The sequence below is a fragment of the Megasphaera indica genome, from assembly GCF_046614755.1.
Lineage (GTDB): Bacteria > Bacillota > Negativicutes > Veillonellales > Megasphaeraceae > Megasphaera > Megasphaera intestinihominis.
Genome location: NZ_JBKKJR010000022.1, coordinates 1 through 21,856, shown reverse-complemented (window position 1 = coordinate 21,856; position 21,856 = coordinate 1). Strand labels below are relative to the sequence as shown.

18 protein-coding genes and 1 riboswitch are annotated in these 21,856 nt (G+C 57.0%); of the genes, 16 read left to right on the top strand and 2 right to left on the bottom strand.

Going from position 1 to position 21,856, the window contains the following annotated elements; translation table 11 throughout:
* Positions 1-75: 75 nt before the first annotated feature.
* Complete coding sequence (locus tag ACFCTO_RS10275) at positions 76-195, bottom strand: pyridoxamine 5'-phosphate oxidase (protein ID WP_292260313.1); 120 nt, start codon at positions 193-195, stop codon at positions 76-78.
* A gap of 159 nt (positions 196-354) precedes the next feature.
* Here ACFCTO_RS10275 and ACFCTO_RS10270 point away from each other — a divergent pair, with 159 nt between their 5' ends.
* From ACFCTO_RS10270 to ACFCTO_RS10255, 4 genes are read left to right on the top strand one after another with little or no spacing between them, the layout of a single operon-like run.
* Positions 355-2,484: an ASKHA domain-containing protein gene (locus tag ACFCTO_RS10270; protein WP_499876829.1), complete on the top strand. Its 2,130-nt coding sequence runs from the start codon at positions 355-357 to the stop codon at positions 2,482-2,484.
* Between the two features lie 11 nt (positions 2,485-2,495).
* Entirely contained in the window at positions 2,496-4,967 is a 2,472-nt protein-coding gene (locus ACFCTO_RS10265) for a homocysteine S-methyltransferase family protein (RefSeq protein ID WP_292260306.1), read from the top strand.
* A 14-nt stretch (positions 4,968-4,981) separates the two neighbouring features.
* Complete coding sequence (locus ACFCTO_RS10260) at positions 4,982-5,968, top strand: Gfo/Idh/MocA family protein (protein ID WP_499876828.1); 987 nt, start codon at positions 4,982-4,984, stop codon at positions 5,966-5,968.
* A complete protein-coding gene (locus ACFCTO_RS10255) occupies positions 5,965-7,692 on the top strand; it encodes an ammonium transporter (protein WP_292301410.1) in 1,728 nt (575 codons plus the stop codon). Before ACFCTO_RS10260 ends, ACFCTO_RS10255 begins: the two co-directional genes overlap by 4 nt.
* Before the next feature lie 358 nt (positions 7,693-8,050).
* Here the strand turns inward: ACFCTO_RS10255 and ACFCTO_RS10250 are convergent, their stop codons facing one another.
* Positions 8,051-9,655: a peptide chain release factor 3 gene (locus ACFCTO_RS10250; protein ID WP_020311075.1), complete on the bottom strand. Its 1,605-nt coding sequence runs from the start codon at positions 9,653-9,655 to the stop codon at positions 8,051-8,053.
* Between the two features lie 156 nt (positions 9,656-9,811).
* Here ACFCTO_RS10250 and ACFCTO_RS10245 point away from each other — a divergent pair, with 156 nt between their 5' ends.
* The 12 genes from ACFCTO_RS10245 (at position 9,812) to htpX (ending at position 21,369) form a co-directional block, all read left to right on the top strand.
* Complete coding sequence (locus ACFCTO_RS10245; RefSeq protein WP_292301826.1) at positions 9,812-10,264, top strand: RrF2 family transcriptional regulator; 453 nt, start codon at positions 9,812-9,814, stop codon at positions 10,262-10,264.
* A gap of 12 nt (positions 10,265-10,276) precedes the next feature.
* Positions 10,277-10,762, top strand: a complete 486-nt coding sequence (locus ACFCTO_RS10240) for a DUF2076 domain-containing protein (protein ID WP_292301824.1) — start codon at positions 10,277-10,279, stop codon at positions 10,760-10,762.
* A 3-nt stretch (positions 10,763-10,765) separates the two neighbouring features.
* Positions 10,766-12,118 carry an MATE family efflux transporter gene (locus ACFCTO_RS10235; RefSeq protein ID WP_499876827.1) on the top strand — a complete coding sequence of 451 codons (1,353 nt, stop codon included), beginning with the start codon at positions 10,766-10,768 and terminating at the stop codon, positions 12,116-12,118.
* Positions 12,115-12,930 carry a Cof-type HAD-IIB family hydrolase gene (locus tag ACFCTO_RS10230; protein WP_292260288.1) on the top strand — a complete coding sequence of 272 codons (816 nt, stop codon included), beginning with the start codon at positions 12,115-12,117 and terminating at the stop codon, positions 12,928-12,930. Before ACFCTO_RS10235 ends, ACFCTO_RS10230 begins: the two co-directional genes overlap by 4 nt.
* 292 nt (positions 12,931-13,222) lie before the next feature.
* Positions 13,223-14,041 carry a transketolase gene (locus ACFCTO_RS10225; RefSeq protein WP_499876826.1) on the top strand — a complete coding sequence of 273 codons (819 nt, stop codon included), beginning with the start codon at positions 13,223-13,225 and terminating at the stop codon, positions 14,039-14,041.
* Entirely contained in the window at positions 14,041-14,961 is a 921-nt protein-coding gene (locus ACFCTO_RS10220; RefSeq protein WP_302485831.1) for a transketolase family protein, read from the top strand. Before ACFCTO_RS10225 ends, ACFCTO_RS10220 begins: the two co-directional genes overlap by 1 nt.
* 63 nt (positions 14,962-15,024) lie before the next feature.
* Entirely contained in the window at positions 15,025-16,533 is a 1,509-nt protein-coding gene (locus ACFCTO_RS10215; RefSeq protein WP_499876825.1) for a phosphohexomutase domain-containing protein, read from the top strand.
* A 53-nt stretch (positions 16,534-16,586) separates the two neighbouring features.
* Positions 16,587-16,664: riboswitch (ZMP/ZTP riboswitch) on the top strand.
* A 52-nt stretch (positions 16,665-16,716) separates the two neighbouring features.
* On the top strand, positions 16,717-18,396 hold the full coding sequence (locus ACFCTO_RS10210) for a formate--tetrahydrofolate ligase (RefSeq protein WP_499876824.1): 1,680 nt from the start codon (positions 16,717-16,719) through the stop codon (positions 18,394-18,396).
* Between the two features lies 1 nt (position 18,397).
* Complete coding sequence (locus ACFCTO_RS10205; protein WP_292261883.1) at positions 18,398-19,018, top strand: cyclodeaminase/cyclohydrolase family protein; 621 nt, start codon at positions 18,398-18,400, stop codon at positions 19,016-19,018.
* A 205-nt stretch (positions 19,019-19,223) separates the two neighbouring features.
* Positions 19,224-19,850, top strand: coding sequence for a site-2 protease family protein (locus ACFCTO_RS10200; protein ID WP_020311877.1), 627 nt, complete (start codon positions 19,224-19,226; stop codon positions 19,848-19,850).
* A 13-nt stretch (positions 19,851-19,863) separates the two neighbouring features.
* The gene (locus ACFCTO_RS10195; protein WP_292302157.1) at positions 19,864-20,409 is read left to right on the top strand and encodes a hypothetical protein; all 546 of its coding nucleotides are present in this window, start codon (positions 19,864-19,866) and stop codon (positions 20,407-20,409) included.
* Between the two features lie 105 nt (positions 20,410-20,514).
* Positions 20,515-21,369 carry a zinc metalloprotease HtpX gene (htpX, locus tag ACFCTO_RS10190; protein WP_020311695.1) on the top strand — a complete coding sequence of 285 codons (855 nt, stop codon included), beginning with the start codon at positions 20,515-20,517 and terminating at the stop codon, positions 21,367-21,369.
* Positions 21,370-21,856: the final 487 nt, after the last annotated feature.

Below are 21,856 nucleotides of genomic sequence, written 5' to 3'. Positions count from 1 at the left end.
AATTATTTATAGAAATAACCGCTCAAGATTAGGACCTGAAGCGGTTATTTTTGTATTCTCTAATATATTATAGATTTACAGTTTGGCTTTTTTGTTCCAGGTGTTTGCAATGTGTGCCTGGCCTTCGGCATTGGCCGAAGCGACAGAGACGATGCCATCGCGTTTGATACAGTCGAAAAAGACGTTGGTTAACATGGGTATTCCTCCTTTAGCAAAAAAAAGACTACGTTCATTATAGCCAAAGGGAAGGGAAATGTATACGGCCGTGAGGTTTCTGTTAAGATTGTGTTGCCACGAGGCGCCTTGAGGTTATATAATTTATGTATTATGGATAATGTTTTTAGGAGGAAGTATATGGCAGATATTCGTATCATCCGGGGGCAGCGGATCGTCCCCGACGTGGAGCAGGCTCTGCAGTTTGCTGGTTATGAATCGAAAGGGGCAGCTTGGGAACGGGCTGAAGGGATGTGCCGGGATATGGCACCGCTCTTGCGGCGGTCTTTGCAGGCCAAGGCGGTCCTGGCCTTTACAGAGGAACGGCTCTATGTCATCCTGACGGTAGGTGCTGCTGTGAGCCGGCAGATCGACCGCTATCAGGATGACGGGGATGAGCTGGCCGCCGTGCTCTTCGCTGCCATGGCTGATACGTGCCTCTTTGCCCTGGAACAGCAGGTCTTGCAGCAGCTGCGCCTTATTTGCCGGCAAAAGGGCTGTGGCATCGTCTGCCGCCACGAACCGGGCAGCGATTTGCCCTTATCGGTCCAGGCCGATGCGGTCCGTGAGACGGCTGCCGGCCGGACGGCTGGCGTGACGGTCAATGCGGCCATGGCCTTGTCGCCGGAGAAATCCATGAGCCTCGTCTTTGACCTTTGCGAAGACCCGGCTGTATTTCAGGTGAAACATGATTGTACGGCCTGCCCTAAGACGGATTGCCCGCAACGCCAGGCCGAATCGACCCGGGAAGTACGGCTGACCTGCCCTGGCGGCTGCCGGGTCCATGACTATATCCAGTCTCAGGGAACGGCCCTGGCTATGCCCTGCGGCGGCAAGGGCATGTGCGGCAAATGCCGCATCCGCGTCGTCCGGGGGCGGCTTCCCGTCACACCGGAAGACAAGCGCATCTTTTCCGAAGCGCAGCTGGCCCAGGGCTGGCGCCTGGCCTGCAAGGCCATAACCCGGGAAGCGGTCGAAATTGCCGTTCCCGTGCAGGAACAGCAGGGCTTTTCGGCTCTGGCTGCCGAAGCCGCTGACGAGGGAGCCCTTTCGCTGGCAGCGGACCACGACTATGGCCTGGCTGTTGATATCGGGACGACGACGTTGGCCGCTGCTCTGGTAGACTGTACGGATGGAAAAATCCTGGCGACAGCGACGGCAGTCAACAGCCAGCGCTCTTTTGGGGCCGACGTCGTCAGCCGCATCGGTGCCGCCTGCCACGGCAAAGGCAAGGCCTTGCAGAAAGCCGTACGCCGGGACCTGACGCGGCTGACGAAGCAGCTCCTGAAGGACCATCCCGGCACGGCCGCTCGCTGCCGCCAGATGGCCATTGCCGCCAATACGACCATGCTCCACCTGCTCATGGGCTGGCCCTGCGACGGCCTGGGCGACTGGCCGTTCCATCCCGTGTCCCTGGGCGGGAAGACTTATCGCGCCCAGGAGGTCCTGGGACCGCAGTCGCCGCTGGCAGACGCTACAGTGACCCTGCTGCCCGGCATGAGCACCTACGTCGGTGCTGACATTACGGCCGGCATCTGGCAGTGCGGCCTGGCCTCGTCAGACGACGTCAGCCTCTTCGTCGATCTCGGGACGAATGGGGAAATGGTCCTGGGCAATAAGGACCAGCGCTTCATCGCATCAGCTCCGGCCGGTCCAGCTCTGGAAGGGGGCAAGCTGACCTGGGGGACGGGCAGCGTCCCCGGGGCCATATGCGGCGTCCGCATCGAGCGGGGCCGGGCCAAGGTGCGGACTATCGACCACGCCGTTCCCGTCGGTATCTGCGGGACGGGCATCCTCGAAGCCATGGCCGGCCTGGTCCGGGAAGGCCTGGTCGACGAAACGGGGAAACTCGTAGAGCCTTATTTCCATAAAGGCTTTCCTTTGGCGTCGACGTTGGATTATCAGCGCATTACCCTAAGCCAGCAGGATATCCGCGAAATCCAGATGGCCAAGAGCGCCATCCGGGCCGGCATCGAATCGCTCATCGAACGCAGCGGAATCAGCCGTCAGCGCGTCCACCAGGTCTTCCTGGCCGGCGGTTTCGGCTATTACCTGGATCCGCAGAAAGCGGCTGTCATCGGCCTGTTGCCAGCGGATCTGGCCGAACGGACGACGGCTGTCGGCAACACGTCCCTGAAAGGGGCCATCAGCCTTTTGACGGGCGCCGTGACTTTGGAAGAGTTACAGGCCATCGCCGCCGGGGCAGAGGAAATCGTCCTCGGCAACGACGAAGCCTTTCAACGCTTATACATTGATTATCTGAATTTTTAGGGGGACTTAGATTGACTAACGAAGCATTTCAACAACTTCTACAGGGCGGTGTTGTCCTGCTCGACGGGGCGACGGGGACGAACCTGCAACAGGCGGGCATGCCTATCGGCGTCTGCCCGGAACAATGGATCTTAGAGAACCGCGACGTCATGATCGATTTGCAGCGCCGTTTCGTCGAAGCGGGCTCGCAGATCCTCTATGCGCCGACCTTTACGGGTAACCGGCTCAAATTGGCCGAATACGGCCTCGATGACCAGCTCGTCGCCATCAATCAGGGCTTGGTCGCTATCTCCAAAGAAGCGGCCCAGGGGAAAGCCCTGGTTGCCGGCGACATGACCATGACGGGCCAGCAGCTCTATCCTATGGGTGAACTGACCTTTGACGACCTCGTCGACGTCTATCGCGAACAGGCCCAGGCCTTGTACGATGCCGGTGTCGACCTGTTCATCGTCGAAACCATGATGAGCCTCCAGGAAACGCGGGCTTGTGTCCTGGCTATCAAGGAGGTCTGCGACCTGCCCATCATGGCGACGCTGACCTTTGAAAAGGACGGCCGTACCCTCTATGGGACGCCGCCGGAAGCGGCTGTCGTCGTCTTGCAGAACCTCGGCGTCGATGCCGTCGGCCTGAACTGCTCGACAGGACCGGCCGACATGGTGGAAACGGTTCGGAAGATGTATGAATATGCGACGATTCCCCTCATTGCCAAGCCCAATGCCGGTTTGCCGGAATTGGATGGTGACAAGACGGTCTATAAGACGACGCCGGAAGAATTCGCCCAGGACGGCCGGCTGCTCATCGAAGCCGGTGCCCATATCGTCGGCGGCTGCTGCGGCACGACGCCGGACCATATCCGGGCCCTTCACGAGGCTGTCTGCCGGCTGACGCCGAAAGCGCCGCATGCCAGCCATCACCGTGTCCTGGCCTCGGAACGGCAGGTCGTAGAAATCAAGCTCGACGGCTCTTTCCAGGTCATTGGCGAACGCATCAATCCGACGGGCAAGAAGAAGCTCCAGGCTGAACTGCGGGCGGGCAAGCTGGACATGGTCCGCGCCATGGCCCGCGAACAGGAACGCAACGGCGCGTCTATCCTCGACGTCAACATGGGGACCAACGGCATCGATGAAAAAGAAATGATGCTCAAGGCCATTTACGAAGTGACAGGCGTATCGGGCCTGCCCCTCAGCATCGACACGAGCTCACCGGACATCATGGAAGCGGCCCTGCGCATCTATCCCGGCCGGGCCCTGGTCAATTCCATTTCCTGTGAAACGGAAAAGCGAAAGAAACTTCTGCCTGTCGTCAAAAAGTACGGCGCCATGTTCATCGCCCTGCCTGTTTCGGATAACGGTATCCCCAAGACCCTCGAAGAAAAACATGCCGTCCTCGACGAGCTCCTGGCCGATGCCTACGACCACGGCTTTTCGCCGGAAGATGTCGTCGTCGACGCCCTGGTAGCGACGGTCGGGGCTGCGCCGACGTCGGCCCTGGACTGCATGGCCACGTTTTCCCATTGCAAGCAGGACCTGGGACTAGCCACGGTCTGCGGCCTGTCCAACATCTCCTTCGGCCTGCCGGATCGGATCTATGTCAACGCCACCTTCTTGGGCATGGCCATTGCCAGCGGCCTGACCATGGCCATTGCCAATCCGTCCCAGGATTTGCTCATGAATACGGCAGCAGCGGCCAATATGCTAATGAATAAAGAGGGCAGCGATTTGGCCTACATCCACCGCATGCAGTATTTCGACAAGAAAGAAGCCGAAAGAAAACGGCAGGAAGAAGCAGAACTCCTGGCCAGCCACGGTACGGCTGGGGCTGTCGAAACGGCGGAGGAGTCCCAAGGCGCTGAGCAGGGGCCGGTCAATCCGGTCTACCAGGCCGTTCTGGAAGGGGAAAAGGACGCCGTCGTCGCCTTGGCTCAGGAAGAACTGGCCAAGGGTATGGCACCGGATGCCATCATCAACGACCTGCTCATTCCGGCCATCACTGAGGTCGGCGATTTATACGATAAACAGATTTACTTCCTGCCCCAGCTCATTGCCAGTGCCAATACGATGGAGACAGCCATTGCCTATTTGGAACCGCTCATCAAGAAAGACCCGGGCCAGCAGGACATGGCGACCATCGTCATTGCCACCGTCGAAGGCGACGTCCACGATATCGGCAAGAACCTGGTCGGCCTCATGCTGCGCAACTACGGCTATAAGGTCATCGACCTGGGCAAGGATGTGCCGGCCGGCACCATCATCGAGACGGCGCTGCGCGAAAAGGCGTCTGTCGTCGGCTTGTCAGCCTTGATGACGACGACGATGATGCACATGAAAGATGTCATCGCCGAAGCGGCGGATAAACAGTATGGCGGCAAGATCATCATCGGCGGCGCAGCCGTTACGCCGAGTTTCTCCGATGAAATCGGTGCCGATGGCTATTCCAAAGATGCGGCAGACTGTGTCAAGCTCGTCAGCCGCCTGTTATCGTAAAAGGGGGAATCATTATGCCAGCATATCGTTGGGCGACTTTGGGCTGCGGCGTCATCGGTAATGAACTGGCCCAGGCTATGCAGGCCCTGGGCGGGACTTTGTACAGTGTCGGCAACCGGACCCATGAAAAGGCCTTGTCTTTTGCTGAAAAATACGGCATCGCCAAGGTCTACGACAAGCCAGAGGATATCTTTTCGGATCCCGACGTCGATATCGTCTATATTTCGACGCCCCATAATACGCATATCCGTTATCTGCTGCCGGCGCTGGCAGCGGGCAAACACGTGCTCTGCGAAAAATCCATTACCCTCAACAGCCTGGAACTGGACCAGGCCCGGCGCTGTGCTGATGAACACGGCGTCGTCCTGGCCGAAGCCATGACCTTATATCATATGCCTATTTACAAACAGCTCGCTGACCTCATCCGTTCCGGCGCCCTGGGGCCGCTGCGTTTCATTCAGATGAATTTCGGCAGTTATAAAGAGTACGATATGAATAACCGCTTCTTCAACCGCTCCCTGGCCGGCGGTGCCCTCCTCGATATCGGCGTCTATGCGCTGTCCTTCGTCCGCTATTTCATGAGCTGTCAGCCCGACCAGATCGCGTCTCAGGTCCGCCTGGCACCGACCGGTGTCGACGAGCAGGCAGGTATCCTCTTGCAGAACCGGGAAGGGGAGATGGCGACGCTTTCCTTATCGCTCCATGCCAAGCAGCCGAAACGGGGCATGGCCGCCTTCGATAAGGGCTATATCGAAATCTACGACTATCCCCGGGCCGATACGGCGACCATCACCTATACGGCCGACGGCCATCAGGATGTCCTGCAGGCCGGCAGTCAGTCCAAGGCCTTGCAGTACGAAATCCGGGACATGGAAGACGCCGTGGCCCACGGCGGCCAGGGCATGTGCCAGGCTTATACGAAAGATGTCATGGACCTCATGACGGCCATCCGCCAGCAGTGGGGCCTGACCTATCCCGAAGAAGAGGGGGGAGCGCAATGAGTTATTCATCGGTCGATACCTTCTGGATCCTCATGGCGGCCGTCCTGGTCTTCTTCATGCAGCCCGGTTTCGCCATGCTCGAAGCCGGCCTGACGCGGGGCAAGAATGCCGGCAATATCGTCATGAAGAATTTCATGAACTTTTCCCTCGGGACCCTGGCTTTCTGGATCGTCGGCTTCAGCCTGCTCTTTGGCCGCGACATAGGCGGATTCATCGGCATGCCCGATTTCTTCGCCCAGCATATGGACCTCATGGCCGGGACGCCTTATCCGGATCTGGCCTTTTTGCTCTTCCAGACCGTTCTCTGTGCCGTGACGGCGGCCATCGTGTCCGGCGCTATGGCTGAACGGACGGAATTTTCGTCATCCTGTCTGATTACGATCCTCATCAGTCTGCTCATCTATCCCATCGTCGGGCACTGGTCCTGGGGCGGCGGCTGGCTGGCAGGCCTGGGCTTCCATGACTTCGCCGGCGCTTCTGTCGTCAGCCTGACCGGCGGCATCTGCGCCCTGACCGGGGCCAAGGCCCTGGGGCCGCGCATCGGCAAATATAATGACGATGGCTCGGTCAATGCCATTCCCGGCCACAGCCTGCCCCTGGCTTGTCTGGGCATGTTCATCTTATGGTTCGGCTGGTTCGGCTTCAATGGAGGCCAGACCCTGTCCCTGACGGGGGAACAGACCATCCTAAAAGCCGCGTCTATCTTCTTTACGACCAATATTGCCGCCGCTGCCGGGACGACGACGGCCATGGTGACGACATGGATCCGCTATGGCAAGCCCGACGTATCCATGACCCTCGACGGCAGCCTGGCGGCGCTGGTGGCCATTACGGCCGGCTGTGATGTCGTCAGCGTGCCTGGGGCCTTTGTCATCGGTGCCCTGGCCGGCATCGTGACGGTCTTCCTCATCGAATTCATCGACCAGAAATTGCGCATCGACGACCCGGTCGGGGCTATTGCCGCTCACGGCGGCTGCGGTGCCTTGGGGACCCTCCTGACGGGCCTGTTCAGCGTCCAAGACGGCCTGTTCTATACGGGAGAAATCCGTCTGTTCCTGATCCAGCTGGCCGGCGTCGTGGCTATGGCCCTGTTCGTCTTCGTCTCTATGACCCTGGTTTTCCGCATCCTCCAGGCGACGATAGGCCTGCGCGTCTCGGCAGCCGAAGAAATCAACGGCCTGGACTTCAAGGAAAACGGCCTGGTACCGGCTTACGAACTGGACCGCAGCGACGATTTGGAGGACTTGTCGCAAGCCTTGAAGGCCGGGGAAGCGCCGGAAGGGGCCCAAGAAATCCCCTTGGACCAGGCTATTCCCGATTCGGTCATGGCCAGTCCTCAGCCGGTCGGCGGCCATGCCCTGTATAACGTGACTATCATTACCGATGAAAAGCGCTTTGAAACCTTGAAAGACGCCATGGAAGCCATCGGCATCACGGGCATGACCATTACCCGCGCCCTGGGATTCGGCATCGAAAAGGGACGGACTGAATTCTACCGCGGCGCCAAAGTGTCGGCCAAACTCCTGCCCAAGGTCCGCGTCGAAATGGTCGTTTCCAAAGTGTCACCGCGAACCATCATCGAAACAGCGAAGAAAGTGCTCTATACGGGCAATTACGGCGACGGCAAGGTCTTCGTGTCGGCCATCGACAACGCCGTCAAGATCCGGACCGGCGAAGAAGGCTACGACGCCCTGCAGGACTATCCCGTCGTCCAGAAGAAATGACCTTTTACAGACATTTCCCTTGATTTTTGCAAAAAACATACAGGCTCTGGCTATACTGAAACTGTACAGCCAGAGCCTGTTTTTTCATGGATGAAGGAGGAAATGCCATAAGACCATATCCTCATCCGGACCTATGACCATACCCGCGGCGAGTGGCTACCGGCCTTCGACCGTACCGTAACCCTGCCGGAATGGTGCTGCCTCACGGCGTGAGGGGCGGTGTGTGAACATCGCCCAAATACCGACGGGTCGCCCACGTGGCGCCCCCTACGATTCCCCGTTGGGAAAATCTTGCTAACCCCTAGCCGCTAGCCACTAACCACTTAAAAAGGCTTGTCGCACGCGACAAGCCTTTTTTCTACTCTTCTTCTATTTTCAACTGGTCCGGTGTGGTGCAGAATGTGAATTCCGGGTTCCGCTCGACGATCCAGTTGGTCTGCCATTCGTTGGCGATGAGCAGGACGACGCGCTGTTTATGGTCCTTGACGATCATGGCGCTGTCGATGTTCTTCAGTTCTTTGTAGTCGTGGCCGTTGGTCTGAATCCAGCGGGCGACGGTGTAGGGTAGGCGGTTCATTTCCAGGTCGACGCCGTATTCGTGTTTCAGGCGGTATTCCAGGACTTCGAACTGGAGTTGCCCGACGGCACCGACGATGTAGCTTTCCATGGAGCCCAGGTTTTCATAAATCTGGACGGCCCCTTCCTGGGCCAGCTGGGTCATGCCCTTGAGGAACTGTTTGCGCTTCATCGAATCCTTGGCGCGGATGCGGGCGAAGAGTTCCGGCGGGAAGGTCGGGAAGTCCTTGAAGGTGACTTTCTTCTTGCCCGAATAGAGGGTGTCGCCGACGCCCATGGTGCCGTTATCGAAGACGCCGATGATGTCTCCCGGATAGGCATCTTCGACGATGGTCCGTTCCGTTGCCAGGAACTGCTGAGGCTGCATGAGGCGCAGGGTCTTGCCGGACTGGCGGTGCGTGACGGTCATGCCTTTTTCAAACTTGCCCGAGCAGATGCGCATGAAGACGATGCGGTCGTGATGCTGGGGGTTCATGTTGGCCTGAATCTTGAAGACGAACGACGTGAACTGGTCCGATGTCGGTTCGACGACGCCTTCCAGGCATTTGCGCGGCTGCGGCTTCGGAGCCATGCGCAGGAATTCTTCCAGGAAGGGCTTGACGCCGAAGTTGGTCATAGCCGAGCCGAAGAACATCGGCGTCAGTTCGCCGCGCTTGACTTTTTCCATGTCGAATTCATCGCCCGCTTCATCGAGGAGCTCGATGTCGTCGATGAGGCCCTGGTGGACGTCTTCGTCGAGGAGTTCTTTGAAAATCGGGTCGTCTGCCGAGCCCTTGGTCGATGCCAGTTTGCGCTGGCCGTGGGTCGTGTCTTTTTCAAAGAGTTCGATAGACGACGAAGCCCGGTCGTAGATGCCCTGGTAGTTGCCATTCAGGCCGATAGGCCAGTTCATGGGGTAGGCGTGGATGCCCAGGATGTCTTCGATTTCATCCATGAGGTCGAAGGGGTTGCGGCCGAAGTGGTCGATCTTGTTGACGAAGGTGAAAATGGGGATGCCCCGTTCTTTACAGACGCGGAAGAGCTTCTTCGTCTGGGCTTCGACGCCTTTGGCGACGTCGATGAGCATGACGGCGCTGTCGGCAGCCATGAGGGTCCGGTACGTATCTTCACTGAAGTCCTGATGGCCCGGCGTGTCGAGGATATTGATATGATGACCTTCGTAGTCGAACTGGAGGACCGAACTGGTGACGGAGATACCACGCTGTTTTTCAATTTCCATCCAGTCCGAAACGGCATGTTTTGCCGTCTTGCGGGCCTTGACGGAACCGGCCAGGTGAATGGCACCTCCGTAGAGCAGTAATTTTTCAGTCAACGTCGTCTTGCCGGCATCAGGGTGGGAGATGATGGCAAAAGTACGGCGATTATTTACTTCATCGATTAATGACATAGTACACCTCATCTGTAGTTAAAGCTAAAACATGCAAACACTATTTATTATATCGGGTTTTTCTGGTAACCGCAAGGCATTTACGACTGGCATTTCTCGTCATTTCACGTTATAATAGACTTAATCTATACAGAATGAGAAGGAGCGTCTTACATCGTGATTATTACCAGAGAAACAGACTATGCCATCCGCATTTTACGATCCCTGGCTGATTTACAGCTGAAAAATATACGGGAAATCAGCGACGAACAGCTCGTCCCCCGGCAGTTCGCCTACAAGATTTCCAAGAAACTCGAACGGGCCGGGTTCATCGAAATCATCCGCGGCGCCCAGGGCGGATGCCGCCTGACACGGGATTTGCACGGCATTACCCTCATGGACATCATTAACGTCATGGAACGGGAAAACATGATCACCAGCTGCCTGGACGGCGATTTCCAGTGCCCGTACCATCACCGCTATGGTTTCTGTGACGTCCACGAAGCCCTGGCCGGGGTACAGGGCAAGCTGGCCGATTATCTGTCGACATTGAATCTATATGACATCATGTTTCCCCATGGGGGACCGGCCGTTTTGAAAGGGTCGGATACGTCGCACAATTTGTTATAAAGGAGCCTATTTATGAAAAAAACGACTCTTATCGCCGTTTGTGTCTTTGCTTTGTGGACGGCCCTGGCCCTGCCGACTGTCCCGTCTTCCGTACAGGCCGCCAAAGGTGGTGGCGGTGCCCGCGTATCGGCGCCGAAATCGCTGCCGGCCCCGGCGCCTAAGAATGTGACACCGAAAACGGGGACGACGAAAAATGAAGCGCCCAGCCTGGGCAATACAAAACCGAATGGGCAGACGCAGGCCCGCAAGGCTGAAACGGCTCAGGCCAATGCCAGCCGGACGACGTCTTCGTCCCGCCTGGGCAGCGTCATGCGCGGTATCGGCCTCTTTGCCGGCGGCATGTTCCTGGGCAGTATGCTCAGCCATCTCTTCGGCTGGGGTTCCCTGGGCTGGGGTGCCGATATCCTCGGCCTGTTAGTGAATATCTTCATCCTCTACCTGGTCATCAAGGGCGCAGCGGCCCTCTGGCGCTGGCTGCGCGACCGCCGCAGAAGGTGACGTATGGACGAATCGTTTATGAAAGAACGGGCGATTTTGCCTCTCATCGCTTCCATGGCCCTGCCGGCCGTCGTGTCGATGATCGTCAATTCGCTCTATAATATCGTCGACAGCCTGTTCGTCGCCATGATCAGCGAACAGGCCATGACGGCTGTGTCCCTGGTCTTTCCCATGCAGAACTTCGTCAATGCCGTCTGCATAGGCTTTGGCGTCGGCCTCAATGCCATTATTTCCATCTGCCTCGGTGCCGGTCAGAAGGGGACGGCCGATGTGGCTGCGACACACGGTGTCTTCCTGGCTGTCATCCATGGTCTGGTCATGACGGCAGGCTGTATCTGGGCTGTGCCGTCTTTTTTGCGGGCTTTTACGCAGGACGCGGGACTCATCGACCTGGGCCTGCGCTATGCCGTCATCGTCTTTGCCTTTTCTACGATCCTCAGCGTCGACCTGGTCTATGAAAAGATGTTCCAGGCCGTCGGCCGCATGCAGGTCACCATGGCCGGCTTATCCCTGGGCTGCCTGGTCAATATCATCGGCGACCCGATCCTCATCTTTGGCCTGGGACCGGTTCCGGCCATGGGGATTGAAGGCGCGGCCTGGGCGACGGGCCTGGGCCAGACGGTGAACCTCCTCTTCTATGCCGTGGTCTGTCATTGGCGGCCGCTGCGGGTCGAAGTTTGCCGCCGCCATCTCCACTGGGACATCGAACTCGATAAACGGCTCTATGGCATCGGCATCCCGGCGGCCCTCAACATGGGCCTGTCGTCGGTCTTCCTCGTCGCCCTGAACCATCTCCTGGCGCCTTTTTCGCCGACGTATATTTTCATCCTCGGCGTCTATTATAAGCTCCAGACCTTTCTTTCTATGCCGACAAATGGTATCATTCAAGGTGTGCGGCCGCTGATCGGCTATAATTACGGAGCTGGGGAACTGGGCCGCGTGCGCCGCATTTATCGGACGACGCTGGTCCTCAACGGCCTGGTCATGGCGGCAGGTCTGGTCATCTGCCTGGCCGTCCCGGACGTCCTCATGGGCTGGTTCACGTCCCGTGAGGAAACCATCGCAGCCGGTGCGTCGGCCCTGGACATCATTGCCTGGGGATTCGTACCGTCGGCCTTGTCTATTACGGCGTCTGGCGCCCTGGAAGGGCTGGGGAAGGGCAATCCGTCCTTTGCCATCACCCTGCTGCGCTACGTCGTCATCAGCCTGCCGGCGGCGTGGCTCCTCTGCCGCGTTTATGGACCGGACGGCGTGTGGCACGCCTTCTGGATCTTTGAATGTCTGGCAGCACTGGCAGCCTGGAAGATTTACGACCACTATGCCCCAGCCGTTACGAAAGAAAAGGAGACGACATGAAGTATAAGATCATTGCTTGTGATATGGATGAAACGCTGCTCAGCAGCGACGCGACGATTTGCCGGCGCAATATCGAAGCCATTACGGCAGCCATTGCCAAAGGCGTGAAATTCGTGCCCTGTACGGGTCGGGGCTTCCGTTCCATCGAAGGCGTCCTGAGGACTCTGGGCCTCTACGACCAGGCGGACCAGTACGTCATCGGCTTCAACGGCGCCAATATTACGGAAAACAAGGGCAGCCGCTCCCTCTTCTGGGACCCGATCCCCTTTGACCTGGCCGACCGGATTTTCCGCCGCTGCTGTGCCTATGGCCAATGTATGCATATCTATACGCGTGATGTCGTCTACATCACGAATATTACGCCCGACGAAGAAGCCTTCCTCCACGGCCGCATGGGCTACGTGCCCGTCGAAGCGGAGGACCTCGATTTCATCCGCGGCAAAGAAGAAGTCTGCAAGCTCATCGTGACCAATACGGATTACGACTATTTACAGCAGATACACGCTGAAATCCGCCCCTTGCTGGACGACATTACGGTCAGCTTCTCCAGCAACCGCTATATCGAATTCATGCACAAAGGCGTCAATAAAGGGGCGGGCCTGTGGAAATTGGCGGATATCCTCGGTGTAGCCCATGAAGAAACCATGGCCATTGGCGACAACATCAACGACATCGACATGCTGAAGGCCGCCGGCCTTTCCGTCGGCGTCCATAACCTCAACCCCGTCATCCGCCAATACTGCGACGTCGTCACCGACGCCACCAATAACGAAGGCGCCGTCGCCGAAGCCATCGAGAAGTATGTGTTGTGAGCGTGGTTCGTGATTCGTGGCTCGTGGCTCGTAAGAAACTGAACTGCGAAGGCCGCGGCCGCAGGTCGCAGACCATAAGCCTCTCCTGATAGGAGAGGTGGCCCGCAGGGCCGGAGAGGTTGAACCTCTCAGTCAGCTTTGCTGACAGCTCTCCTATAAAGAGAGCCAATGGGCATTTACATCGAAAGCCATTCACTAGCCACTAACCACTAACCACTAACAACTTAAAAGGAGCTGTCGCGATGCGACAGCTCCTTTTGTGCTATAATATAAGGCAAAAGGGGGCTTTCTCATGGATAGCAAAGAATTGAGCCGTCATGCGGCTCACGTGCGGCAGGATATCGTCAAGATGGTCACCCTGGCCCAATCCGGTCATCCCGGCGGCTCTTTGTCCATCGTCGATATGCTGCAAGTCTTGTATTTCGATGTCATGCGGATCGATCCCAAGCGGCCTCACTGGCCGGACCGGGACCGTTTCGTCCTCTCCAAGGGCCATACCGTACCGGCTCTGTATGCGACGCTGGCCGAACGGGGCTTTTTCCCGGAAGATGAATTGTGGCACCTGCGTCAGTGCGGCGCCATGCTCCAGGGCAATCCCGACATGAATACGACGCCGGGCATCGACATGACGACGGGATCCCTGGGACAGGGCTTGTCGGCTGCTAACGGCATGGCCATGACGGCCAAGCTGGACGGGGCGGACTGGCGGGTCTACGTCATCGCCGGCGACGGCGAAATCGAAGAAGGCCAGATCTGGGAAGCGGCCATGTCGGCAGCTCAATATAAACTGGAAAACCTGCCCCTGATCATCGACCATAACGGACTGCAGATCGACGGGTCCAATGAAGACGTCATGGACGTCATGCCCATTGCCGACAAATTCCGGGCCTTCCGCTGGAACGTCCTGGAAATCGACGGCCACGATTACGACGCCATCGGCGCTGCATTGCACCAGGCGCAGGCCGCAAAAGGGAAGCCGACGGTCATCATCGCCCAGACCGTCAAGGGCAAGGGCGTATCGTTCATGGAAAATGCCGTGTCCTGGCATGGCAAGGCGCCGACGAAAGAAGAATGTGAACGGGCATTACGTGAATTAGGGGGCGAAGGCTGATGGCAAGGGCAACGCGCGATGCCTACGGGCATCTCTTAGAAACGGAATTGTATAAAAATCCGAGGATTGTCGTCCTCGACGCCGACCTCGGTTCGTCGACGCGGTCGATTGCTTTTAAAAAGGTAGCGCCGGAACGCTATTTCGATATGGGCATTTCGGAACAGGATATGATGGGCACGGCGGCAGGCTTCGCCGCTTGCGGCAAGATTCCCCTGGCCAGCACTTTTGCCGTCTTCGGCACGGGTCGGGCCTTTGAACAGATTCGCAACTCCATCTGCCTGCCAAAGCTCAACGTCAAGATCTGTGCGACCCACGCCGGCCTCAGCGTCGGCGAAGACGGGGCGACCCATCAGTTCGTTGAAGACATGGCCATCATGCGCAGTCTGCCGAATATGACCGTCGTCTGTCCGGCTGACGGCGCCGAAACGGAAGCTGTCATCCGGGCGGCTGTCGCTCATGACGGGCCGGTCTACGTGCGCATGGGCCGAGACAAAGTCGACGACGTCTATCAATCTGGCTGTCCCTTCCAGTGGGGGAAGGGGACGGTCCTGCGCGACGGCTGTGATGCCGCCGTCATCGCCACGGGGCTCATGGTCCAGGAAGCCCTGAAAGCAGCCGATATCCTGGCCAATCGGGGCCGTCAGGTCATGGTCATCGACATGGCCGCCATCAAACCGCTCGACGAAGACCTGGTCGTCGCTGCAGCCAGGAAGACGGGCTTCGTCGTCACTGCCGAAGAACACAGCGTCATCGGCGGCCTGGGCGGCGCCGTGGCGGAAACCTTGTCGCGCCGCTGTCCGACGCGCCAGGCTTACGTCGGCATCCAGGATTGTTTCGGTGAATCCGGCAAGGCCGGAGATCTTTTGAAAAAGTACGGCCTGACGGCAGAAGCCATTGTCGACGCTTGCCTTTTGGCCTGATTTTCAGTATGATAAGAGGCAGCGGACGCTGTCCGCTAAATCGAAGAAAGGAAACATCCCTACATGATAACTACAGAAGCGATGATGAAATTACAGAATGGCAGTGACGTCCGCGGCGTCGCCATCGCCGGCGTTCCCGGTGAAGACGTCACCTTGGTCCCGGAAGCGGTCAACCGCATTGCCGCTGGATTTGCCAAGTTTTTAGCCAAGAAGCTGAATAAACAGACGAGTGACCTGCGCATTGCCGTCGGCCACGATTCCCGCGTGTCGGCGGGCATGATGAAAGAAGCCGTATTCGGCGGCCTCCTCGGTCAGGGCGTCCACGTCACGGACTGCGGCTTGGCTTCGACGCCGGCCATGTTCATGTCCATTATTTTTGAAGATACCCACATGGATGGCTCCATCATGATTACGGCCAGCCATTTGCCCTATAACCGCAATGGCCTGAAATTCTTTACCGTCGACGGCGGCCTGGAAAAGAGCGAAGTCAAAGAAGTCCTGACCCTGGCTTCCCAGTCGTCGGCCATGGCCGTATCGTCGGCTGCCATTGCCTCGCTGGACCTGATCGACCTCTACGCCCTGCACCTGCGCCGTAAGATTTGTGCCGGCCTCTGTTCCGGCATGTACGACCGTCCCCTGGAAGGGATGCATATCGTCGTCGACGCCGGCAACGGCAGCGGCGGTTTCTTTGCCACTAAGGTCCTGGCGGAACTCGGCGCCGATACGACGGGCAGCCAGTTCCTCGAACCGGATGGCATGTTCCCCAACCATATCCCTAACCCGGAAAATGCCGATGCCATGGCCTCTATCCGTAAGGCTGTCCTCGACAACAAAGCCGACTTGGGCCTCATTTTCGATACCGACGTGGACCGCATGAGCGCTGTCTTGCCCGATGGGGAAGAAATCAACCGCAACGCTCTCATCGCCATGATGGCCGCCATCTTGGCGCCTGATTATCCCGGCAGCACTATCGTCACCGACTCGGTCACGTCCGATGAACTGACGACGTTCCTCCAGGATGAACTCCACCTGGTCCATCACCGCTATATGCGGGGCTATAAGAATGTCATCGACGAATGTATCCGCCTCAACAAGGCCGGTACAGTCTCGCCGCTGGCCATCGAAACATCCGGCCACGGCGCGCTGAGTGAAAACTACTACCTCGACGACGGCGCGTACCTGGCCGTCAAACTGCTCATCGCTGCGACGAAAGCCAAGAAGGAAGGCAAACAGCTCGGCGACCTCATTGCCAAATTGGGCCATCCTGCGGAAGGCGTTGAATTCCGCCTGAAAATCATCGGCACAGACGACGTCCAGGCCTACGGCGCTGACGTACTTAAACAGTTTGAAGAACGGGCCGCTCAAGCGGGCATCGCCATCGCCAAGCCGTCCTATGAAGGCGTGCGCCTCGTATTCCCTAACGGCTGGGCCCTGCTGCGCATGTCCCTCCACGACCCGAACATGCCGCTGAACATCGAAAGCAGGGAAAAAGGCGGTTGTCAGCAGATTGCCAGTCAGGTGAAAGGCCTGCTCACGGGCTTTGAACACCTCGATACCAGCGTGATCCAGTAAGATGTCCTGAAAAAGAACCCTTGACCAGAGGGTTCTTTTTTTGTATAATGAAGCTATAATCATGTGACTGACGGAAGTGGAGTTACCACGGGGAGCATGATTTCTTAAAGCCGACCGTCTGGGCAACCTTCCAGCGGAGCGGCCTTTTTTTATGCAAAGAAAAGAACAGGAGTGACAACTACTATGGCAAAGGTATTGAGCGATATCGAAATTGCACAGCAGACGAAATTGGAACCGATTACGGCCATTGCAAAACAAGTCGGCCTCACCGATGATGACTTGGAACTCTACGGAAAATATAAAGCAAAGATTTCTTTTGACGCCATTAAGCGCCTGTCGAAGAATAAAGACGGGAAACTGGTCCTGGTCACGGCCATCACGCCGACACCGGCTGGCGAAGGCAAGACCTTGACCACTATCGGCCTGGCTCAGGCACTGAACTACATGGGCCATAAGGCTGTCGTCGCCCTGCGCGAACCGTCCCTGGGACCGGTCTTCGGCATCAAAGGCGGCGCTGCTGGCGGCGGCTATTCCCAGGTCCTGCCCATGGAAGATATCAACCTGCACTTCACCGGTGACATGCACGCCATTACGGCAGCCAACAACCTCTTGGCCGCAGCCATCGACAACCATGTCCATCAAGGCAACGCCCTGCGCATCGATGTGCGCCGCATCATCTGGAAACGCGTCATGGATATGAACGACCGGGCTTTGCGCAACGTCGTCGTCGGCATGGGCGGCAAAGTCTGCGGCTTCCCGCGGGAAGACCATTTCATGATCACTGTCGCTTCGGAAATCATGGCAGCCCTTTGCCTGGCCAACGACCTCATGGACCTCAAGAAGCGCATGGGCGACATCACCGTGGCCTATGACCTGGACGGCAATCTGGTCAAAGCCCGTCAGCTCGGCGTCGAAGGCGCCATGGCCATCCTCATGAAAGATGCCATCAAGCCGAATTTGGTCCAGACCATCGAACATACGCCGGCCTTGGTCCACGGCGGTCCCTTCGCCAACATCGCCCACGGCTGCAACTCCGTCGTTGCAACCAAACTGGCTATGAAGATGGGCGATATCGCCGTTACGGAAGCCGGTTTCGGTGCCGACCTGGGTGCTGAAAAATTCATGGACATCAAATGCCGTTTCGCCGGTATCAAACCCGATGCCGTCGTCATCGTTGCGACCGTCCGTGCCCTGAAGATGCACGGTGGCGTCGACAAGAAGAACTTGCAGGAAGAAAATGTCGAAGCCTTGAAGAAGGGCTTTGCCAACCTGGCCAAACACATCGAAAATATGCGCCTCTTCGACGTACCCGTCGTCGTAGGCATCAATAAATTCATCAGCGATACAGATGAAGAAATCGCTACGCTGCGGAAACTCTGCGAAGATTACGGCGTCGAAGTCGCCCTCAACAACTGCTGGGCCGAAGGCGGCAAAGGCGGCGTCGAAATGGGCGAAAAAGTCCTGAAACTGCTGCAGCAGCCGAAGACCCCGTACAAACCGCTCTACGACGTCAACGCTTCGATTCCTGAAAAACTGGAAACTATCGTCAAGAAAGTCTACGGCGGCGACGGCGTCCTCTTTGAAGGCAACGCTCAGAAACAGATCAAGGAACTGGAAGCCTTTGGCCTCGATAAAATGCCGATTTGCGTGGCCAAGACGCAGTATTCCCTGTCCGATAACCCGGCGCTCCTGGGGGCACCGAAGGGCTTCAAGGTCACGGTCAAAGACGTCCGCGTCTGCACCGGTGCGGGCTTCATCGTTTGCCAGACGAGCAATATCATGACCATGCCGGGCCTGCCGAAAGTACCGGCTGCCAACCGCATGGACATCGACGAAAATGGCGTCATTACGGGATTGTTCTAAGATGGATTTTGCACAATTCCAATCCATGCCCCTCGACGGGCTCCTGGAAGTCACGGCTTCCAAGGAACCCGTTCCCGGCGGCGGCGGCATCGCCGCTATGACCGCTGCTTCGGCAGCAGCGCTCGTAGAGATGGTCGCCAACCTGACTATCGGCAAGAAGGGCTACGATGAAATCGAGAAACTCATGGTATCCATCCGCGATAAGGCCCACGGTCTGCGCCAGCGCTACCTCGACGGCATCGCCGAGGACGCAGCGGCCTTCGACAGCGTCATCCGCGCCGTCCGCCTGCCCAAGGATACGCCGGACCGGGCGGCCAAGGTCCAGCAGGCCTTTAAGGATGCGGCTCTGTCGCCCTTTGAACTGGGCAAGGACATCTTCGTCCTCCTCCAGCTGGCAGAACAAGTCGTCCGCTACGGCAACGCCTGGGTCATCACGGATGGCGTCATTGCCACCATGAACGCCAGGGCGGCTATGCGCTCGGCTTTTTACAGCGTCCGCATCAACCTGAAATCCATCAAGGATGAAACCTTCGTGACGAAGATGATCAACGAAATCCGCGAAATCGAAGAAAAAGCGGCCATCGTCGAACAAAACGTAGAATATGAATACCGGAAGCGGTGAAAAAAGGCGCTGTCGCATGAAGACAGCGCCTTTTTTAGCAGTCAGCAGTCAGCAGTCAGCGGCTAACCCCTGACCCCTAGCCCCTGACCCCTAGCCCCTGACCCCTAGCCCCTGACCCCTAGCCCTTAGCCCCTAACTCCTAGCCACATCTTGTTATCTTCCCCTGGATACCGTATAATAGAAATATTAACGAAAGGAGAATTCTATGTTCGATTTTAATATACTTTCTATTATTGCCGGGATTCCCGGCCTGCTCATCGCCATGGTCATCCATGAATACGCTCATGCCCAGGTGGCAGACTGGATGGGCGATGATACGCCGCGTCTGATGGGGCGCCTTACGTTGAACCCGGTGGCTCATATCGACCCGGTCGGCCTGATCATGCTGCTCGTCGCCCAGTTCGGCTGGGCCAAGCCGGTTACGATCCAAGTCGGCAATTTCCGGAACTGGCGGAAAGGGGAAATCTGTGTATCCCTGGCTGGTCCCGTGTCCAACCTGATCACGGCTTTCGTCGCCTTGGTCATTGAAGTCATCTTTGTCAAGCTCCATCTCTTTACGACGACGGCCCTGCCCATGGTCCTTCACCTCATCGTCTTGTACAACGTCAACTTTGCCATCTTCAACATGATTCCCTTGCCGCCTCTCGACGGCTCGCGGGTCCTCATGTGTTTCCTGCCGACGTCGTGGAACTATAAGCTGGCCAGCCTCGAACGCTACAGCTTCCTCATCCTCATCGCCCTGATGATGACGCCTTTTTTCACGTATATCCTCATTCCCTTGCAGCGTCTGGTCTTCGCCTTGTTCAGCTTGATCTTGACGCCATTCCTGTAAAGGAGGAATTCTCATGACCTGTAAAAAATTAATGGCAGCAGCCCTGTTATGGGCGACATTGACGGTTCCGGCCGGTGCTTTTGACTACAACCAGTCTGTCGATGAAATCGCCGAAAGCCCGCTCACGGCGTATCAGACGGTCTATCTCGGTATGCCCCGGGCTGATTTCGATGCCAATTTCTCCATCCTGTCCGACTGGACTTTCTACGGCAGCACGGTATCCTTTACGGAACGGGCTGAACGGACGTCGGTCGTCAAGAACGTATCCGTTACGGAAGGCATCGAAATCTTCTCGGCCGATACGTCGGCCAAGGGCAAGGTCCTGGCTTTCGATAATTACTTTAAGACGACTGACAAGGCGACAGCCAAGAGCATTTATTCCCGCCTGGTAGCGACGATTTATTCCAATATGGAAAACTTCCCAGTCAAACAGAGTGATAAAGAAGTCGAATGGACCCAGGATGACGTGTCGATCACTGTCGCCTTTGACGGCCAGAAAGACGCGAAAGGGCAATATATCGTCTACATCCGGCGCTACAACAACAAGATATTGAAGTAACCTCTTTATTGACAACCATATTGACAACGAACATAAGACCGTATATAATGAGAGTGTAACGAATTTTACCTTTTGACTTTTAGCTTCTTGATAGGAGTTGATTTTATGAATCGTGTAAAAACCGTATTTCTCATGACGGCCCTGGCGGGTATCCTCATGGCCATCGGCGGCCTCATCGGCGGCCGCAGCGGCGTCATGGTCATGTTCCTCATCGCTACGGCGATGAACTTCATTTCCTACTGGTTCAGTGATACTATGGTCTTGAAAGCCTATCGGGCACAGGAAGTCGGAGAAGACCACTACCTGTACCGCATCGTCGCCGACCTGGCTCAGCGGGCGGACCTGCCCATGCCCAAGGTCTACATCATCCCGACGGAAGTACCCAATGCCTTCGCTACGGGCCGCAGCCCGTCCCATGCAGCTGTCGCTGCGACGGCTGGGATCCTGGACCTCCTCGATGAAGATGAAATCCGCGGTGTCCTGGCCCATGAAATGAGCCATATCCTGCATCGGGATATCCTCATCAGCACTATCGTGGCCTGCTTTGCCAGCGCCATCGGCATGATTGCCAACATCGCCCAGTGGGCTGCCATCTTCGGCGGCGGCCGCGACGATGATGGGGAAGGCAATCCTGTAGCCCTCTTGGTGACGGCTATCGTAGCGCCCCTGGCTGCGTCTATCATCCAGCTCGGCATTTCCCGGACGCGGGAATATATGGCCGACGAAGAAGGGGGCCGCATGATCGACGACCCCATCGCCCTGGCCAGAGCTTTGGCGAAAATCGATAACTACGCTCATCATTACGCCCTGCCAGGTGCGACGAAGGCGACGGCTCACATGTGCATCATCAACCCCTTCGCCGGTGCCGGCAGTGCCATTGCCAACCTCTTCAGTACCCATCCGTCGACAGAAAAACGTATCGAACGGCTGGAAGAACTGGACAAAGAATTACATGATTAATGTTTTACCATAGGGGCCGTGTCGCATGAAGGCTTATTCCACCGTGCTAGGTCCCGTTTGCCTTATAGTTTGCAGTACAGAGTTTGTAGTTTTCAGAGAAAACCTTTAAATTTAAAGCCATCCGCTAACAACTAACTGCTAGCCACTAGCCACTTAAAAGGGGGCTGTCGCATTAAGCCATTTTGGCTTCGTGCGACAGCCCCCCCCCCTTTTTTTATTCTATTTCATCGTTCTATTCTCTTTTTTCTCGCTAAACGTAAAAAGGTATACGAAACAGACCGGCATCCAGTCGGCAAAAAAAACATGTACCTTTGCTATGTATATAGTTATTCAAGCGCTCTTTTTCACTTTTTTTAAGGAATAAAGGTATGTCCCAAAATTACCGGATTGCAGCTTGTGATGTAAGGTCAAGACATTGTGGGCCATTGCCAGTATGATGCTAGTTGCTAGGGCATTTTCAGTTCCATGGCTCAAAAAACGTCGGAAC

Bases quoted from the DNA above. Each gene is read 5' to 3' on its own strand.
- ACFCTO_RS10275 (WP_292260313.1), bottom strand. From the start codon at position 195: ATGTTAACCAACGTCTTTTTCGACTGTATCAAACGCGATGGCATCGTC.
- ACFCTO_RS10270 (WP_499876829.1), top strand. From the start codon at position 355: ATGGCAGATATTCGTATCATCCGGGGGCAGCGGATCGTCCCCGACGTG.
- ACFCTO_RS10260 (WP_499876828.1), top strand. From the start codon at position 4,982: ATGCCAGCATATCGTTGGGCGACTTTGGGCTGCGGCGTCATCGGTAAT.
- ACFCTO_RS10255 (WP_292301410.1), top strand. From the start codon at position 5,965: ATGAGTTATTCATCGGTCGATACCTTCTGGATCCTCATGGCGGCCGTC.
- ACFCTO_RS10250 (WP_020311075.1), bottom strand. From the start codon at position 9,655: ATGTCATTAATCGATGAAGTAAATAATCGCCGTACTTTTGCCATCATC.
- ACFCTO_RS10240 (WP_292301824.1), top strand. From the start codon at position 10,277: ATGAAAAAAACGACTCTTATCGCCGTTTGTGTCTTTGCTTTGTGGACG.
- ACFCTO_RS10235 (WP_499876827.1), top strand. From the start codon at position 10,766: ATGGACGAATCGTTTATGAAAGAACGGGCGATTTTGCCTCTCATCGCT.
- ACFCTO_RS10230 (WP_292260288.1), top strand. From the start codon at position 12,115: ATGAAGTATAAGATCATTGCTTGTGATATGGATGAAACGCTGCTCAGC.
- ACFCTO_RS10225 (WP_499876826.1), top strand. From the start codon at position 13,223: ATGGATAGCAAAGAATTGAGCCGTCATGCGGCTCACGTGCGGCAGGAT.
- ACFCTO_RS10220 (WP_302485831.1), top strand. From the start codon at position 14,041: ATGGCAAGGGCAACGCGCGATGCCTACGGGCATCTCTTAGAAACGGAA.
- ACFCTO_RS10215 (WP_499876825.1), top strand. From the start codon at position 15,025: ATGATAACTACAGAAGCGATGATGAAATTACAGAATGGCAGTGACGTC.
- ACFCTO_RS10210 (WP_499876824.1), top strand. From the start codon at position 16,717: ATGGCAAAGGTATTGAGCGATATCGAAATTGCACAGCAGACGAAATTG.
- ACFCTO_RS10205 (WP_292261883.1), top strand. From the start codon at position 18,398: ATGGATTTTGCACAATTCCAATCCATGCCCCTCGACGGGCTCCTGGAA.
- ACFCTO_RS10200 (WP_020311877.1), top strand. From the start codon at position 19,224: ATGTTCGATTTTAATATACTTTCTATTATTGCCGGGATTCCCGGCCTG.
- ACFCTO_RS10195 (WP_292302157.1), top strand. From the start codon at position 19,864: ATGACCTGTAAAAAATTAATGGCAGCAGCCCTGTTATGGGCGACATTG.
- htpX (WP_020311695.1), top strand. From the start codon at position 20,515: ATGAATCGTGTAAAAACCGTATTTCTCATGACGGCCCTGGCGGGTATC.